The sequence below is a fragment of the Pseudomonas serbiensis genome, from assembly GCF_030580745.1.
GTDB lineage: Bacteria > Pseudomonadota > Gammaproteobacteria > Pseudomonadales > Pseudomonadaceae > Aquipseudomonas > Aquipseudomonas serbiensis.
The window spans coordinates 61,869-77,790 of sequence record NZ_JAUQOO010000009.1 but is presented as its reverse complement, the minus strand read 5'-3'; the positions used below and the strand labels follow the sequence as shown (position 1 = coordinate 77,790).

15 protein-coding genes and 2 tRNA genes are annotated in these 15,922 nt (G+C 57.9%); 5 read left to right on the top strand and 12 right to left on the bottom strand.

The window, feature by feature from the left end:
• The first annotated feature begins 215 nt into the window (after window positions 1-215).
• The 3 genes from Q6A51_RS13540 to Q6A51_RS13530 all read left to right on the top strand — a co-directional run bounded on the left by Q6A51_RS13540 (window position 216) and on the right by Q6A51_RS13530 (window position 2,190).
• The gene (locus Q6A51_RS13540) at window positions 216-926 is read left to right on the top strand and encodes a tRNA-uridine aminocarboxypropyltransferase (protein WP_201017872.1); all 711 of its coding nucleotides are present in this window, start codon (window positions 216-218) and stop codon (window positions 924-926) included.
• Window positions 927-1,105: 179 nt separating this feature from the next.
• Window positions 1,106-1,753, top strand: coding sequence for a response regulator transcription factor ErdR (gene erdR / locus Q6A51_RS13535; protein ID WP_201003521.1), 648 nt, complete (start codon window positions 1,106-1,108; stop codon window positions 1,751-1,753).
• Between the two features lie 68 nt (window positions 1,754-1,821).
• The gene (locus Q6A51_RS13530; RefSeq protein ID WP_201017870.1) at window positions 1,822-2,190 is read left to right on the top strand and encodes a diacylglycerol kinase; all 369 of its coding nucleotides are present in this window, start codon (window positions 1,822-1,824) and stop codon (window positions 2,188-2,190) included.
• 14 nt (window positions 2,191-2,204) lie between these two features.
• On the opposite strand, the gene Q6A51_RS13525 is transcribed toward Q6A51_RS13530, so the two are convergent.
• A complete protein-coding gene (locus Q6A51_RS13525; RefSeq protein ID WP_201003517.1) occupies window positions 2,205-3,131 on the bottom strand; it encodes a LysR family transcriptional regulator in 927 nt (308 codons plus the stop codon).
• Between the two features lie 123 nt (window positions 3,132-3,254).
• Here Q6A51_RS13525 and fpr point away from each other — a divergent pair, with 123 nt between their 5' ends.
• Window positions 3,255-4,034 (top strand): ferredoxin-NADP reductase, encoded by a 780-nt coding sequence (gene fpr / locus Q6A51_RS13520; protein ID WP_007923929.1) that lies wholly within the window; start codon window positions 3,255-3,257, stop codon window positions 4,032-4,034.
• Window positions 4,035-4,081: 47 nt separating this feature from the next.
• Here fpr and tsaA read toward each other — a convergent pair whose 3' ends face one another.
• The 7 genes from tsaA to Q6A51_RS13485 form a co-directional block, all read right to left on the bottom strand.
• Window positions 4,082-4,789: a tRNA (N6-threonylcarbamoyladenosine(37)-N6)-methyltransferase TrmO gene (tsaA, locus tag Q6A51_RS13515; RefSeq protein WP_201017869.1), complete on the bottom strand. Its 708-nt coding sequence runs from the start codon at window positions 4,787-4,789 to the stop codon at window positions 4,082-4,084.
• 3 nt (window positions 4,790-4,792) lie between these two features.
• Window positions 4,793-5,254: a YehS family protein gene (locus tag Q6A51_RS13510; protein ID WP_201017868.1), complete on the bottom strand. Its 462-nt coding sequence runs from the start codon at window positions 5,252-5,254 to the stop codon at window positions 4,793-4,795.
• A 67-nt stretch (window positions 5,255-5,321) separates the two neighbouring features.
• A complete protein-coding gene (locus Q6A51_RS13505) occupies window positions 5,322-6,032 on the bottom strand; it encodes an rRNA pseudouridine synthase (protein WP_201017867.1) in 711 nt (236 codons plus the stop codon).
• Between the two features lie 188 nt (window positions 6,033-6,220).
• Complete coding sequence (locus Q6A51_RS13500) at window positions 6,221-6,664, bottom strand: GNAT family N-acetyltransferase (RefSeq protein WP_201017866.1); 444 nt, start codon at window positions 6,662-6,664, stop codon at window positions 6,221-6,223.
• Between the two features lie 103 nt (window positions 6,665-6,767).
• Window positions 6,768-8,114: a 30S ribosomal protein S12 methylthiotransferase RimO gene (gene rimO / locus Q6A51_RS13495; RefSeq protein ID WP_201003507.1), complete on the bottom strand. Its 1,347-nt coding sequence runs from the start codon at window positions 8,112-8,114 to the stop codon at window positions 6,768-6,770.
• 166 nt (window positions 8,115-8,280) lie between these two features.
• Window positions 8,281-8,568, bottom strand: a complete 288-nt coding sequence (locus tag Q6A51_RS13490; protein ID WP_201017865.1) for a helix-turn-helix domain-containing protein — start codon at window positions 8,566-8,568, stop codon at window positions 8,281-8,283.
• Window positions 8,568-8,882, bottom strand: a complete 315-nt coding sequence (locus tag Q6A51_RS13485) for a type II toxin-antitoxin system RelE/ParE family toxin (protein WP_201017864.1) — start codon at window positions 8,880-8,882, stop codon at window positions 8,568-8,570. The genes Q6A51_RS13490 and Q6A51_RS13485 overlap by 1 nt, the downstream gene beginning before the upstream one ends.
• A gap of 339 nt (window positions 8,883-9,221) precedes the next feature.
• Here Q6A51_RS13485 and Q6A51_RS13480 point away from each other — a divergent pair, with 339 nt between their 5' ends.
• Window positions 9,222-11,117 (top strand): potassium transporter Kup, encoded by a 1,896-nt coding sequence (locus Q6A51_RS13480; RefSeq protein WP_201017863.1) that lies wholly within the window; start codon window positions 9,222-9,224, stop codon window positions 11,115-11,117.
• Window positions 11,118-11,189: 72 nt separating this feature from the next.
• Here the strand turns inward: Q6A51_RS13480 and Q6A51_RS13475 are convergent, their stop codons facing one another.
• The 4 genes from Q6A51_RS13475 to Q6A51_RS13460 form a co-directional block, all read right to left on the bottom strand.
• Window positions 11,190-12,527: a virulence factor family protein gene (locus Q6A51_RS13475; RefSeq protein WP_201017862.1), complete on the bottom strand. Its 1,338-nt coding sequence runs from the start codon at window positions 12,525-12,527 to the stop codon at window positions 11,190-11,192.
• Complete coding sequence (gene mprF / locus Q6A51_RS13470; RefSeq protein ID WP_304575005.1) at window positions 12,527-15,169, bottom strand: bifunctional lysylphosphatidylglycerol flippase/synthetase MprF; 2,643 nt, start codon at window positions 15,167-15,169, stop codon at window positions 12,527-12,529. The genes Q6A51_RS13475 and mprF overlap by 1 nt, the downstream gene beginning before the upstream one ends.
• A gap of 420 nt (window positions 15,170-15,589) precedes the next feature.
• Window positions 15,590-15,666: transfer RNA gene (locus tag Q6A51_RS13465), tRNA-Met, on the bottom strand.
• 176 nt (window positions 15,667-15,842) lie between these two features.
• A tRNA-Met gene (locus Q6A51_RS13460) sits at window positions 15,843-15,919 on the bottom strand.
• Window positions 15,920-15,922 lie beyond the last annotated feature (3 nt).

Genomic DNA, 15,922 nt, shown 5'->3' with positions numbered 1-15,922 from the left:
TCCTGATTCAGTGGCTGGCCGGTTTGACCAGCAACTTCAACGTGTGTTCAGAATAACCCGCCCACGGCGCGTTTCCAGTGGCGCGCCAGTATAGGTCAGGACCAACTGGCTCGAAAGCAGGTTGAACCGGCAGGGCTCTGGTAAACTGCGCAGACTTTTTACCCCTGTCGAGTTTTTGCTGTGTCGATGCCTTTCTTCAGCGGGCGTGTCTTTCAATGAGCCATGCTGTTTCCCGCCTGCGCGATCAGCGCCTGGCCCGTAGCACCAAGCCTTTCATTGCCCGTGGTTCCCGAGCGCCGCGCTGTACGGATTGCCGGGTGATATCCAGCTATTGCCTGTGTGCCTGGCGGCCCAAGGTCGCTGCAACGTCTGGCATGTGCCTGTTGATGTATGACACCGAGCCGCTGAAGCCGACCAATACCGGCTGGCTGATCGCCGATGTCATTCAGGATACCCACGCCTTTGGCTGGTCGCGGATCGAAGTCGACGAGCAACTGCTGGCTTTGCTGGATGACCCGCAGTGGCAGCCTTATATTGTGTTTCCGGGTGAATTCGTCGCCAGGGAGCGGGTTGTAACCCGGGTTGCGCGTGAAGAAGGCAAGCGTCCGTTGTTCATTCTGCTGGATGCGACCTGGACGGAAGCGCGCAAAATGTTCCGCAAGAGCCCGTATCTTGAGCGGTTCCCGGTTTTGAGTCTGGAGCCGGAGCAGATCTCGCGTTATCGGCTGCGCCGTTCCCGGCGCGATGACCATTTCTGTACGGCCGAGGTTGCTGCGTTGTGCCTGGAACTGGCTGAAGATACCAGCGCCAGTAGTGTGCTGGATGCTTATCTGGATGTATTCAGCGCCCACTATCTCGGGGCCAAGTTCCAAAGGCCAATCGACCCGGATGATGCGGCCCACAGTTATCTGAAGGCTTTTCTTTGATGGCGCAGGAGTCTGCGCTCCAGATAGAGGCTGATTGCCAGTTCAGATTGGAATCAAGGCCGTATCAAGCTTGACCGCTCTTGCCTGGCTGGGCATGCTTGGCGCCGCTTGAGCGCTGAACTTGTTGGCTTGGCGTGAATCTGCCCTGTCGGCTCGCACTATAAAAACAGGATCAAAAAATGACCTACGACATCCTGATCGCCGATGATCACCCGCTGTTTCGTAGCGCGTTGCATCAGGCGTTGAGCATTGGCCTTGGGCCTGATGCACGGCTGGTCGAGGCGGAGAGCATTGCCCAGATCGAATCTCATCTGGCGCAGAAGACCGACTGGGATCTTGTCCTTCTGGATCTGAACATGCCGGGGGCCTACGGTTTTTCCGGGCTGGTATTGCTGCGGGGTCAGTATCCGCAAATCCCGGTGGTCATGATCTCCGCTCAGGAAGAAGCCTCAATCGTGGTGCGCTCCCGTGAGTTCGGCGCCAGTGGCTTCATTCCCAAGTCCAGCTCTCTGGAAACCATTCAGCAGGCAGTGCGTACTGTTCTTGATGGCGATGTCTGGTGGCCGCCGCAAGTCAACGAAGTGGTCAGTGTGTCGGATGAAGCCAAGGCGGCCAGTGCCGGCCTTGCCAGCCTGACGCCACAGCAGTTCCGTGTATTGACCATGGTCTGTGAAGGCTTGTTGAACAAGCAGATCGCCTATGAGCTCAGTGTCTCTGAAGCAACGATCAAGGCGCATGTCACGGCGATTTTCCGCAAGCTGGGGGTCCGCACACGAACCCAGGCTGCGTTGTTGCTGCAACAGCTGGAGTCTGTTTCAGCCAATTAATCGGGTTCACGCTTTTTTGACCTGTCTTGCCTTAGCTTTCCTCATCTTTTCGACACAGTAGTCTATCCATGCCTTCACCCTTCAAGGGCCAGACTGGCCTGAAACGTATCCTCAATGCTGCTGGTTATTCTCTTGACGGTCTGACGGCTGCTTTCAAGGGCGAAGCGGCTTTCCGTCAACTGGTGCTGCTCAATGTCGTGCTGATCCCGTTGTCTTTCGTGGTCAACGTCAGCAGGGCCGAGCAAGCCTTGTTGATTGCCGTATGTCTGCTGGCACTGATCGTCGAATTGCTCAACTCGGCGGTTGAAGCGGCCATTGACCGCATTTCTCTCGATCTGCACCCCCTGTCCAAGAATGCCAAGGATATGGGCAGCGCCGCGCAGCTTGTCGCGCTGGCCATCATCGCGGTGGTCTGGGGGCTGATCCTGTTGGGCTGAGCCCGCCGCAATATTCAATAAAGGCTCGGTATCACGATCTCGTCGCTGCGCTGGACCCCGGCGGTAAAAGCGCGGCACAGCTCAAGAAACTCACGCATGGCAGAGGTCTGGTACTTCTGCTTGTGCCAGATGAAGTAGAACTGCCGCGACAGATCCAGCTCCGGCGTATCCAGAGCCACAAGGCTGCCACGCCGAAACGCATCGCGCAGGGCCAGCCGGGAAATACAGCCGATGCCCAGCCCCGATTCCACCGCCCGCTTGATGGCTTCGGTGTGTTCCAGCTCAAGACGCACATTCAATCCGTTACGGTGATGACGCATGGCCTGATCGAAGGTCAGGCGTGTACCTGAGCCTTGCTCGCGCAGAATCCAGGCTTCATGAGTCAGTTCCTTCAGGCTGGCGTGACCCCGTTTGGCCAGGGGATGCTGAGGTGCGCAGAACACCACCAGCTCATCTTCGACCCACGACTGCACTTCGATATCGGGATGGCTGCAATCACCCTCGATCAGACCCAGATCAATTTCGTAATGCGCCACCTGCTGCACGATATGCGCTGTGTTCTGGACATGCAGCTTGACCTGGCTTTCCGGGTGACGCTGCATGAAACCACCGATCAGCAGGGTCGCCAGATAATTGCCGATGGTCAGCGTGGCGCCGACCGCCAGCGAGCCGAAGCCGGACTTGCCATTGAGCAGGTCTTCGATTTCCTTGGCCTGATCGAGCAGGGCAACGGCCTGAGGTAATAGCTGGCGTCCGGTCGCGTTGAGGCTCAATCGCTTGCCGGCACGATCGAACAACTGGCAACTGGATTGACGCTCCAGTTCGGTGATAGAGGTGCTGGCTGCCGATTGCGAGAGCGAAAGCATGACGGCCGCACGGGACACGCTTTCCTGCTGGGCAACGGCGACGAAGACTTGAAGCTGACGGAGAGTAAATCGCATATCTATATAACCGATAACCCATATCTTGATAATTAATTTAACAGATATTGTGTCTGCCACTAGAATGTCGCGCAATAGCGCTTATGCCCAGCGCAGACGAATTTTTCAGGAGTTCCCACGTACATGAGCAACATGAACCACGAGCGTGTCCTCAGCGTCCATCATTGGAACGACACTCTCTTCAGTTTCAAGTGCACCCGCGACCCAGGTCTGCGTTTCGAGAACGGTCAATTCGTGATGATCGGTCTGCAGCAGCCTAACGGTCGCCCGCTCATGCGTGCGTATTCGATTGCCAGCCCTAACTGGGAAGAGCATCTGGAATTCTTCAGCATCAAGGTGCCTGATGGCCCGCTGACCTCGCAGTTGCAGCACCTGAAGGAAGGCGACGAGATCATCATCAGCAAGAAGCCTACGGGTACTCTGGTGCTGGACGACCTCAAGCCTGGCAAGCATCTGTACCTGCTGAGCACCGGCACTGGCCTGGCGCCGTTCATGAGCGTCATTCAGGACCCGGAAACCTACGAGCGTTTCGAGAAGGTCATCCTGTGCCACGGCGTACGTTACGTGAACGAAGTCGCCTACCGCGAATTCATCACCGAGCACCTGCCGCAGAACGAGTTCTTCGGTGAAGCGCTGCGCGAAAAACTGATCTACTACCCAACCGTTACTCGTGAGCCTTTCGAGAACGAAGGCCGCCTGACCGACCTGATGCGCAGCGGCAAGCTGTTCAGCGACATCGGTCTGCCGCCGATCAATCCTCAGGACGACCGCGCCATGCTGTGCGGCAGCCCGAGCATGCTCGATGAAACCAGCGAAGTGCTCAACAGCTTCGGCCTGACGGTGTCTCCGCGTATGCGTGAGCCAGGCGATTACCTGATCGAGCGTGCATTCGTCGAGAAGTAAGCCGGTTTGATTAAAACCGCCTCCCTCTTCATGAGCGAGGCGGTTTTTTATTGGGCGGGATTTGTTGCCGGAACAACCTCAAGCACCCGGATCAGCCCCGGTTGCGGGTAGTGCCAGCGCACATCCATATCCCAGAACTGCGCGCCATAGCGACGTTCCGGCGCAGGCACCTGATAGGCCGGGCGCGGGTCCTGGGCCAGGCATTGTTCGATCAGTTCGACCAGAGGCTCGCCCAGACGCTGCCCGTGTTGGCGGGCTTGCGCCAATGCGCTGTCCTGCCAGTGGACGGGGATCAGTTCCGGTGCTGCGCTTGCGATGAGGTTGGTTGCATCCGCGAGGGCGTCGGCGTAAGGCACGTAGGGCTTGATATCCAGCACCGGCGTGCCGTCCAGCAGATCGATGCCGGAGATCCAGAGCTTGCCAGCCTCGACCTTGTCCAGCCTGACCACCGATTGCCCGATACCATTGGGGCGATGCGTCGCACGTGTGGCGAACACGCCCATGGATTGGTTGCCGCCCAGGCGTGGCGGACGCACCTTGAGCCGTGGCTTGTCTTCCAGTGCCTGATGGAACAGGAACAGCAACCAGACATGACTGACCTGTTCCAGCCCCTGTACCGCATCGCCCTGATCAAAAGGGGCAACCAGCTCCAGGCAGCCACGGGCGGCGGGTGCCAGTTGTGGCTGGCGCGGGATCGCGAATTTTTCCTTGAAGCAGGAACGCACGAACCCGACAGGGGAGACGTTGTAAGTCACGAATCAGCCGCGCACGCGCAAGGTCAGGCCCTTGAGGAAGTTACGCAGCAACTGGTCGCCGCATTCGCGGTAGTTGTTGTGGCCAACCTTGCGAAACAGGGCGCTGAGTTCCGGTTTGGATACCGGGAAGTTCACGGATTTGAGGATGGCGTGCATGTCGTCTTCCTTGAGTTCGAAGGCGACGCGCAGCTTCTTGAGGACGATGTTGTTGGTGATCGGTAATTCAATGGGTTGCGGTGGACGGCTGTCGTCCTTGCCGCGCTTGAAGATCACCAGGCCATCGAGGAAGTGCGCCATGATTTCATCGCTGCAATCGAGGTAGCCTTCTTCCTCTTCCTTTTTGGTAAAGGCGATCACATCGTTTTTAGTGATCTCGAAGCCGGTGAGCCGGGTGACTTCGACAATCTTGCTGTCACTGATATCCAGCATATAGCGCACGCTGCGCAGTACATCGTTGTTCATCATGAGGCGTGAGTCCTGGTAAGTCGTTGTAACGGCGCACGAGTCGTGTCGTGCGCTGCAAAAAGGAGGGTTAGAATTTTTCCTTGGCGGTCATGTAGCGCCACTGGCCTTCAGGCAACTTGCCCATGGAGACGCCACCGATGCGGATGCGCCGGATCGAAACGATCTTCAGGCCGACGGCTTCGCACAATTGGGCGATGATGCCGGGTTGCGGGTTTTTCATGGCAAAGCGCAGGCGGTTCTCATTCTGCCAGCTGGCTTTGACGGCGGGCAGTTCCTTGCCTTTGTAGGTCAGGCCGTGGTTCAGGCGATTCAGGCCATGGGCAACCATCTCGCCAGAGATTTCCACGATATATTCCTGCTCTATCTTGCTGCGGTCGTCGGTGAGCTTGCGCAGGATTTTCCAGTCCTGGCTGAACACCATCAGGCCGCTGGCATTGGCTTGCAAGGTCGAGATCGCTTCAAGTCGCAGGAAGTGGCCCTTGAGCGGGCGCTTGCCGAAGCTGTGTTCCTGGGAAAGGGTGCCGGGAGTAATCAGTTGCAGGGCGCTTTCGACACTGGCCGAGGCGGGCTTGTGCAGAATGATCGTGACTGCCTCAGGGGTTTCGGCCCTGGCGTCGGGGCTGAGTTCGACCTTCTGGTTCCCTACCTTGAATTGCGGCTCTTCGACCACCTCGCCATCCACGGTCACCCAGCCGCCCTCGATATACAGTTCAGCCTCCCGACGGGAGCAGCCGACCAGTTCGATAAGGCGTTTGGAAAGGCGAATGGGGTCTGTCATGAAAAGAAGCCGTTACTGATGGGAAAGGCGCCATTGTACCTGCGCACGCCTGATAATCGGTGCGAATAATTAACGGGTTCACACCATCGGGTGCAGGGGCAATGCCGATCAGTCAAGGTGAAGTCGCCAGCAAGCTGCCTCCCACAAAGTAATTCATGACCTTGACTGATCAGCATCAGGGCGCGAATTCATTCGCGAGATGGCAGTCGCATTCTCAGGATCGGATAAGGATGCCCCAGCCCGTCGAGTTCGCTGCGGTGGATGATCTCGAAACCATGCTTGAGATAAAACCCCAGGGCCTGCGGGTTTTGTTCGTTGACGTCCAGTTCGCTGATGTGGAAATGCGCGATGGCGTGTTCGAGTAGCTGCTTGCCCTGGCCCTGGCCACGCTGTTCGGGTGCGATGAACAGCATTTCCAGCTTGTATCGGCTGACGCCAGCGAAGCCGGTGATGTTCAGTTGCTCATCGCGGGTGCAGAACAGGGTGACCGAACCCAGATAATGCGTGAACAGCAGGTCCTTGAGCGTGGCGATGTAAGTATCCGGCAGGAAGTCGTGGGTCGCACGTACCGAGCGTTCCCAGAGATTGGCCAGTTCTTGAAAATCGTTTTGGTCTGGCGTGTACAGGTCCATTTCGATGGGCTCTTTTGCGTGATGTGCATGAGTAGACAACCCAGGCAGATAAAAAAGCCCCGCCGTTTTCAAGGGCGGGGCTGATCTGGCTTTAACTTCGACCTCAGTCGATGATTTCTGCCCACAGATCGTATTCGTCCGCATCGGTCACGCGGCACATGATCTTGTCGCCGGGTTTGACCGGGCTGTCGTCTTCGAGGCCGATATAGACGTTGCCGTCGATTTCCGGTGCGTCGAAGAAGCAACGACCCACGGCACCGCGTTCGTCGACTTCATCGATCAGAACTTCGATTTCCTTGCCGATCTTCATCTGCAGACGGGCGGCGCTGATGGCCTGTTGATGGGCCATGAAGCGATCCCAGCGATCCTGCTTGACGTCGTCCGGCACGATCTCGGCATCCAGCAGGTTGGCTGGCGCGCCTTCGACCGGCGAGTACTGGAAGCAGCCGACGCGGTCGAGCTGGGCTTCGGTCAGCCAGTCCAGCAGATACTGGAAGTCTTCTTCTGTTTCGCCCGGGAAGCCGACGATGAAGGTGGAGCGGATGATCAGGTCCGGGCACTGTTCGCGCCAGTTCTTGATACGCGCCAGAGTCTTGTCTTCAAAGGCCGGGCGCTTCATGTTCTTGAGCACCTTGGGGCTGGCGTGCTGGAACGGAATATCCAGGTACGGCAGGATTTTCCCTGCGGCCATCAGCGGGATCAGCTCATCGACGTGCGGGTACGGATAGACATAGTGCAAGCGAACCCAGACGCCCAGCGAACTGAGAGCCTGACACAGTTCGGTCATGCGGGTCTTGACCGGCTGACCGTTCCAGAAGCCGGTGCGGTACTTGATGTCGACACCGTAGGCGCTGGTGTCCTGGGAAATCACCAGCAGCTCTTTCACGCCGGATTTGACCAGACGCTGGGCTTCATCGAGCACATCGCCTACCGGACGGCTGACCAGCTTGCCGCGCATCGACGGGATGATGCAGAAGCTGCAACTGTGGTTGCAGCCTTCGGAAATCTTCAGATAGGCATAGTGACGTGGCGTCAGCTTGATGCCTTGTGGCGGTACCAGATCGATCAGCGGGTTGTGGTCCAGCTTCGGTGGCACGACTTCGTGTACCGCATTGACCACTTGCTCGTACTGCTGCGGCCCGGTGACCGACAGCACGCTCGGGTGTACGTTACGGATAACGTTTTCGTCAACGCCCATGCAGCCGGTCACGATCACCTTGCCGTTTTCGGCAATGGCTTCGCCAATCACTTCCAGCGATTCAGCCTTGGCGGTATCGATGAAACCGCAGGTGTTGACGACAACGACGTCCGCATCCTGATAGGTCGGAACGACTTCGTAACCTTCCATGCGCAGTTGGGTCAGGATGCGCTCGGAATCGACCAGGGCTTTCGGGCAACCCAGGGAAACGAAGCCTACCTTGGGGGCGGACGGCGTGGTGACGGTGGACATGGCAAACCTCGGCGTGAAGGGTGCCTGGCTCAATACGCGGGCACCGGTTGGGCGCTTGGTGCGCCTCTGATCAAAAAGTGCGCAATTCTAGCGATGAGTGAGTGCGATGACCAGTGTTAAACAGAGAATTACGACGAGTGCTGCGCGCCGTTGCACGCTGAAAATATCAGCTCAATGCGGCAAGCACGTGTTCAGGATCGTTGTGTATCGCACGCAGTAGCGCACGAGCCGGACCTTCAGGCTCACGGCGACCCTGTTCCCAGTTGCGTAGAGTTCCAACTGCAACATCAATGCGCTTGGCGAAGGAGGCCTGAGAGAGCCCCGTTGCCTGACGGATCTTTTTGACCTGAAGCGCATCAATGTGGAATTCACGCGATGGCTGACGCTCACCACGATCAATCTCATCCATTTGAGTCATGCTTTCCACAAGACGATTGAAGAGATCCTTTTCCATCATTTCCACCCTTTGTTGAGTGCTCGAAGCTGAGCCTTCTGTTTATCGGTCAAGGTATCCATGATCCCTTTCCGATAGATCAATATCAGTCGTATCTGGCTTGCGGAGATCAGGTGATAGTAGATCACTCGTACTCCACCGCTCTTACCTTTGCCATGCGCGCCCCAGCGGATTTTTCTCAAACCTCCAGTGTCCTCGATAAGGGCACCGGTATCCGGTTGCTGAGCTAGATGCTGCTGAAGTGCTCTGTATTCTTCATCGTTCAAATGCTCTTTCAGGTCCGAGGTAAATATCGGCGTTTCGATGAAGATCATGCAATCCCTTGGGTGCGTCATTGGCGTAGCTGAATTCTAGGCCGTTGCTCAAATATGAGCAACCTGATCAGGGGCCTCAGGTGTTGTGGCGATAGGCAAAAGGTGCTGCTCAATAGGCGCAAGTGCCAGTTGGGCGCGTGCTGTGTGTCTGGTCAAAAAAGCGCAGCCCTGGCGATGAGTGAGTGCGATGACCAGTGTTAAACAGAGAATTACGACGAGTGCTGCGCTATGCTTCGCGGCGTTGCGCCAACGCATGTCAATAATTGGTGCGATCTGAATTGTTACGTGGTGTGAAGTTCAAAGTGCTTTGAACCTCAAGTCTGGTTTCAGGAGTATTGGATGAGTCAAGCAAGCAGTCATGCTGAGACTGGAAGCACTGCAAAACCTCTGGGTTTGCTGATCGCGGCCGTGGGCGTGGTGTATGGGGATATCGGTACGAGCCCGCTGTATACGCTCAAGGAAGTGTTTCACGGAGGGTATGGGGTTGAAGTCACCCATGACGCGATACTTGGCATCCTGTCGCTGATTTTCTGGTCGCTGATCTGGGTGGTGTCGTTCAAGTACATGGCCTTTATCCTGCGCGCCGACAACCAGGGCGAGGGCGGGATCATGGCCCTGACGGCACTGGCCAGGCGTGCGACGACCAAATACCCCAGGTTGCAGATGCTGATGGTGGTTTTCGGGCTGTTTGGTGCCGCTCTGTTTTATGGCGACAGCATGATTACCCCCGCTGTTTCGGTGCTTTCAGCGATGGAAGGGCTGGAGCTTGCCTTTGACGGGCTTGAGCACTGGATCGTGCCGATGGCGCTGATTGTGCTGGTTGGCCTGTTCCTGATCCAGAAGCACGGTACGGCCCGTATCGGTGTGCTGTTCGGTCCGGTAATGGTCACCTGGTTCGTGGTGCTGGGCGCGCTGGGTGTCTATGGCATCATGCATTCGCCTGAGGTGCTGAATGCGGTGAACCCGATGTGGGCGATCCGTTTCTTCATCCTGCATCCCGGAATCGGTGTCGCGATTCTCGGTGCGGTCGTGCTGGCGCTGACCGGTGCCGAAGCGCTGTACGCCGACATGGGGCACTTCGGGCGCAAGCCTATCTCAAGGGCCTGGTTCATTCTGGTGTTGCCAGCGCTGCTCCTTAACTACTTCGGGCAGGGCGCATTGGTGCTGGAAAACCCCGAAGCAGTGCGTAACCCGTTCTACCTGCTGGCGCCGGGCTGGGCGCTGTTGCCGCTGATCGGCCTGTCGACACTGGCGACAGTCATTGCTTCCCAGGCGGTCATCTCCGGTGCGTTCTCCATGACCTTGCAGGCGATTCAACTGGGCTACATACCGCGCATGTATATCCAGCACACCTCCAGTGATGCGCAAGGCCAGATCTACATCGGTGCCGTGAACTGGGCGTTGATGGTGGGCGTTGTCATGCTGGTGATCGGCTTCGAGTCTTCCGGCGCGCTGGCTTCGGCTTATGGCGTTGCCGTGACTGGCACCATGCTCTGCACCACGATTCTGGTGTCGTCGGTAATGCTTCTGCTATGGAAGTGGCCGGCGGTGCTGGCGGTCCCCTTGCTGCTGGGGCTGCTGCTGGTGGATGGTCTGTTCTTTGCCGCCAACGTGCCGAAGGTCGTGCAGGGCGGTGCTTTCCCGGTGCTGGCGGGCGCGGCGCTGTTCATCCTGATGACGACCTGGAAGCGTGGCAAACAGTTGCTGGCCGACCGTATCGATGAAGGTGGCCTGCCATTGCCGATCTTCATTGGCAGCATTCGCGTGCAGCCGCCTCACCGGGTTCAGGGCACCGCCGTGTTCCTGACCGCACGCAGCGACGCTGTGCCTCATGCGCTGCTGCATAACATGTTGCACAACCAGGTGCTGCATGAGCAGGTGGTATTGCTGACAGTGGTTTATGAGGACCGGCCGCGTGTGCCATCCCATGAGCGTTTCGAGGTCGAGTGTTACGGAGAAGGTTTCTACAGGGTGATCCTGCACTTCGGTTTCATCGACGAGCCGGATGTCCCGGCTGCGCTGACGCTGTGTCATCTGGATGATCTGGATTTCAGCCCGATGCGCACCACTTACTTCCTCAGTCGTGAAACAGTCATTCCTTCCAAGATGGTGGGCATGGCGCGCTGGCGTGAAGCGCTGTTCGCTTTCATGCTCAAGAACGCCAACGGCAACCTGCGCTTCTTCAAGCTGCCCTATAACCGGGTGATCGAACTGGGAACCCAGGTCGAGATGTAGCGTTTCTCCTGGCGTACAAAAAATCCCGGTCACCTCGCGGTGCCGGGATTTTTCATTTCTACAGATCAGTGCTTATTGAGCGGCAGGCTTGCCTTGCCACTTGTTGATCGCATTGATCAGGCGCTTGGCCAGTGCCGGGTAGTTTTCATCGAAGTGATGGCCGCCCGGTAGTTCGATCACTTCACCGACCGCGGTGGTATCGGTACAGCCGCTGGTTTTCTTCTCTTCCAGGCCATAGACGCACAGCACTTTGGAAGCTGGCAGCTTGGCCATTTCCTGGCCTGTAGTCGCTTCCTTGCCTGCATTGCCGAGCCAGCCGTCTACGTGAATCTCGAAGCTGCCGGAGCGTGCGAAGGCCAGCAGAATGATCCCGTCGATGCGGTTCTGATCTTCCGGTGCCAAGCGGTTATAGACCGCAGGCATGACATCGGCTCCAAAGGAGTAACCGGCCAGAATGAAGCGCTTGGTACCCCATTTCTGACGGTAGTGATTCATCAGGTCGGTGAGGTCGATGGCGGTCTGTTCCGGGGTCTTGTGTTCCCAGTAGTAGCGCAGCACATCAATGCCGACCACCGGATAACCCATCTTCGCCATATCGCCCGCCACGACCTTGTCCAGATCGCGCCAGCCGCCGTCGCCGGACATGAACAGGGTCACGGTGTCGGCGCTCTGGTTGGCGGCCACAGGCACTTCAACCGTCGGGATGCCCAGGCCGCCTGCGTCGTTTTCACCGAGCAGCAGGTGGCGAAGCTCGGTGTTGAGCACTTGAGGCAGGGAGATGTCGTAATCGCTGATGCTGGTTTCGGCGTTCGTCTGATCGCGTACGAAAGCGGCGCTCGGATCGTCCGGGGCGTCGTTCCAGGCGGCCAGCCAGTGACCGTGTGGCGCCTTTTGCGGCAGTGGAACATCGCAGATCTGTGGCGGGGTTTCATCCTGCTCCACCACCGGAGGAGGGTTGGAAACATGCTCCAGGGCAAAACCGACCGAAATGGCCTGGGCCTTGTCATCCTTCTGTTCGGCCAGCCAGCGCCATGCCAGGGTGGCGCCCGGGCCAATGCCGCCTACGACCAGAGGCGCACCATCGAGTTTTTGCAGAGCGGCCTGAAAGGTCTTCTGTTGCAGAACGCAGTCATCCTTTGGCAGGACCACCTGGACGATACGCGCCGAGGCGTCCTTGCTGATAGCCAGAAGTTGTTTGTCGCTCAACAGCTCTTCGGCGGTAACGGCAAGGGCTATCCGGGTCTTGACCTTGGTCGCCGGTGTCACGCTGATCAGTGGCGTGCCATCGTCAAGGCTCAGGCGTTCAAGGCTGGCAGGTGGAGCGGGGCGATTCCATAACCAGAGTCCGAGTGCTACCAGAAGCACAACACCCAGGGCAGCGAGCAAATAGCGCGAAAAGCGTCGAATCATCAGCGTTTCACCAATCCAGTCAGGCCGCCCGCAATCAGGGCGGCGGTGTCAGCCAGTGCCACGAGCGGATCGAGTCCGGCAGGCACGGCCATATAGCGAGGTTCCCAGTCCGGTTGGAACTTGTCCTTGAAGCGGCGCAGGCCCTGGAAGTTGTAAAGCTGTTCGCCGCGGCGGAACACCATTGACCCCAGACGCTGTGTCAAAGGCGCACCGCGTCGTGGCTGCAGGCCTGACAACGGCACCATGCCCAGGCTGAAGCGTGCATAGCCTTGCTGTTTGTAATGCAGGATCAGGCCGACCATCATGAATTCCATGGTCAGCTTCGGTGCATCCGGGTGCGAGCGCATCAGGTCCAGGCTGGCGAGTTCGAGGCTGTTGGTTTCCAGCAGGTTGGCAAAAGCCACCGGCTTACCCTCGAAGTGGATGATGGCAATGCGGAAATACTTCAGGTACTCAGGGCTGAAACGGCCAAGAGAGAAGCCTTTTTCGCGGACATTCTTGCCGGTCAGCCAGGCATCGGAAATGGCTTTGAGTTCATCCAGCGGCGCCTGGCCTGCTTCGTGGATCTCCAGCGACAGGCCATCGCGACCACCCCGGTTCCAGGTGTAGCGCAGGTCCTTCATCTCCTTGCCCTTGGCGTCGATATCGAAACGCCGCAGGTCTACCCGAGCTTCCTCGCCCAGCTTGATCGCTGTCAGGCCGATGTCCATGTAGTACGGCAGGTTTTCTGCACGTACCTGATAGAACACTGGGCGGGCGTGGTGGACGTCGCACAGGTCACGGAATTGCCAGATCAGTTCGGCGCGTTGCTGGGTCGGACCGATCGGGTCATACAGCGCAACAAGGCTGCGTCCGCGATGGGAATACATCAGGAAGGCGTTGTCGTTCGGGTGGAACAGAATCGCCTTGTCACCGGTCAGGACCAGCCCGCCGTCGGGCTGGCTGGAGGCCTTGAGGATTGCAGCGGCTTTGTCCAGCTCTGCGGCGTTCGGCAACTTGATGACCGGACGTGCCGTGCGCAGCAGCCAGGTCAGGGAAACCACCACCAGCAGCACCGCGCTGCCCAGTGCGGAGCGCAGGCCCCGTGGCGCATCGGCGTCGAGGGTGAATTGCCACCAGAGCTGGTGACTATAAGGTACGTCTTGATAGGCAAACAGCAGCAACCAGATCGATGCCCCTACAACGCAGGCGCTGGCAATCAGGTAAAGCGGCGAGAAGGGCAGCTCAAGCAGACGGCTTGGGCGATAGAACGAACGGCGGAAGGTGGCCAGAAGGCCTGCCGTCAGCAGCAGCAGGCTTGCTTCCTCCCAGTCGAAGCCCTTGAGCATCGACAGGACTGCGCCCACAAGCAGCAGAATGACCGTCAGCATCCACGCCGCCGACAATCGCCGCCGCAGGCCTTGGGCCAATAACAGGCAAAGCACGCCTACCAGGCTGGCGCCAAAGTGCGAGGCATTGATCAGGCGATGTGGAATCATGAAGCCGACGTTTTCCAGGCGGGTGTCGATTTCCGGTGTGGCACCTGAGAACAGCAAGACCACACCGGACAGGAACACCAGCAGCGCCAGGATCGGTGCGGCCAGCCCCGAAGCTACGCGCATGGCCTGGCGGGTGGGCAGCAGGCGCTGGGCTTCGGTAAACAGTAGTGTCAGGCAGGCCAGCAGCAGAGGCAGCACCACATAAATCAGGCGATACAGCAGCAAGGCCGCTGCCAATGGCGCGGCGCCCAGTTCGTTGGCGAAAGCTGCCAGTAGAATCGCCTCGAAAACCCCTACGCCGCCCGGTACATGGCTCAGTACGCCTGCGGCCAGGGCCAGCAGGTAAATGAGTATGAAAGCGCCCAGTGGCGGTGCTGACGGCAGCAGCAGGTAAAGCACCATTGCTGCGGCGACCACGTCCAGAGCGGTAATGACCAGTTGGATCAGCGTCAGGCGCAGGTCTGGAAGACGCAAGGTGCGTCGGCCGGCTCTGACCAGAATATTGTGCGGGATGGTCTGTTCCGGCAGGCGACGGCGATAGACCGCAATCGCCAGCAAGACGCTACCGACCAGGACTGCGGTAGCGATAACTGCCAGTACATCGGTTGGAAGTTTCAGTGCCAGGGAAGCGCCGGACAAGTTGCTCAGGGTCGCTACTGCCGCCAGGGGAGGCAAGGCGCAGCCCAGCGACAGGCTGGCGAACAGGGTCATGCGGGCGATTTCCATCGCTCCGATGCCATGGCGAGAATACAGCCGGTAACGTACCGAGCCGCCCGAGAGCATTGACAGGCCTACGGCATTGCCAATTGCAAATGAGGTAAAGCCGCCGAGTAACAAGGTGCGGGTCGGCAGGTTGACGTTTGCATAGCGGCTGGCGGACAGCTCGTAGCCCATCAGAATGACGAAGCCGATTACAGCAGCCAGCAGAGCGCCGCCCAAAGAGGGCAGGGGCACTGCGAACAGCGAGTCGCGCAGAGCAAAGAAGTCCATCTCGATCAGCATGTGGCGACAGGCGATCAAGGCCATGCCGAACAGTATCAGCATGACTGCCAACCCTATGGGTTGTCGGTACTTGCTGAGCAGTTCCAGCCAGCGGAAGCGGACAGTTTTTATCGAACTATTTGCAGCAACTGCTTCGTTGGTATCTGACGGGTTGTCGCGCATCAATCACTCCTTGGATCGTGCGCGACAGGATGGAGGTATGCAGCCAAGTTACCAATCCCTACGCAAAAAATATTTCGAGATGTTATCGCGTCAACGTCTCATGGGCGAACTGCGAATGGCTTGAGCGGGTGCCGTTCAGCTTTGATTCAGCTTAGGCGTATGTAACAAAAATGACTACGTTGTGTCATGCCGCATTGAAGCGTGCCGTAGCCGATTTTTCCTACAGCGTCTCGTAATGATTCTATCGGCAGCACATAGAAAAACTGTCGGACACGGAAATATTACGTTACGTACGTGATGATAGGGTTTCAGGGGGCGGGAGAAATAGTCTTTTTTTGTCAGACAGTTAGCATCGTTGGTCGCATGCTTTTTCATCAGGCACAAAAAAGGCCAATCTTTCGATTAGCCTCTTTTGATGTTTGGTTGCGGGAGCCGGATTTGAACCGACGACCTTCGGGTTATGAGCCCGACGAGCTACCAGGCTGCTCCATCCCGCGTCTGTGTGGCGGCATTCTACAGCCGAATCCAGATGTGTCAACCTTTAATGCAGAAAACCCGAAAATTAATCCTGTTTGCTGCCAGTTAACGGGCGTTAGCTTGCTAACTGCAAAACACACTGATGCCGCAATGCAAAAGGCCCGCTTTGTGGGCGGGCCTTTTACGGTACTGCATATGGTTGCGGGAGCCGGATTTGAACCGACGACCTTCGGGTTATGAGCCCGACGAGCTACCAGGCTGCTCCATCCCGCGTCT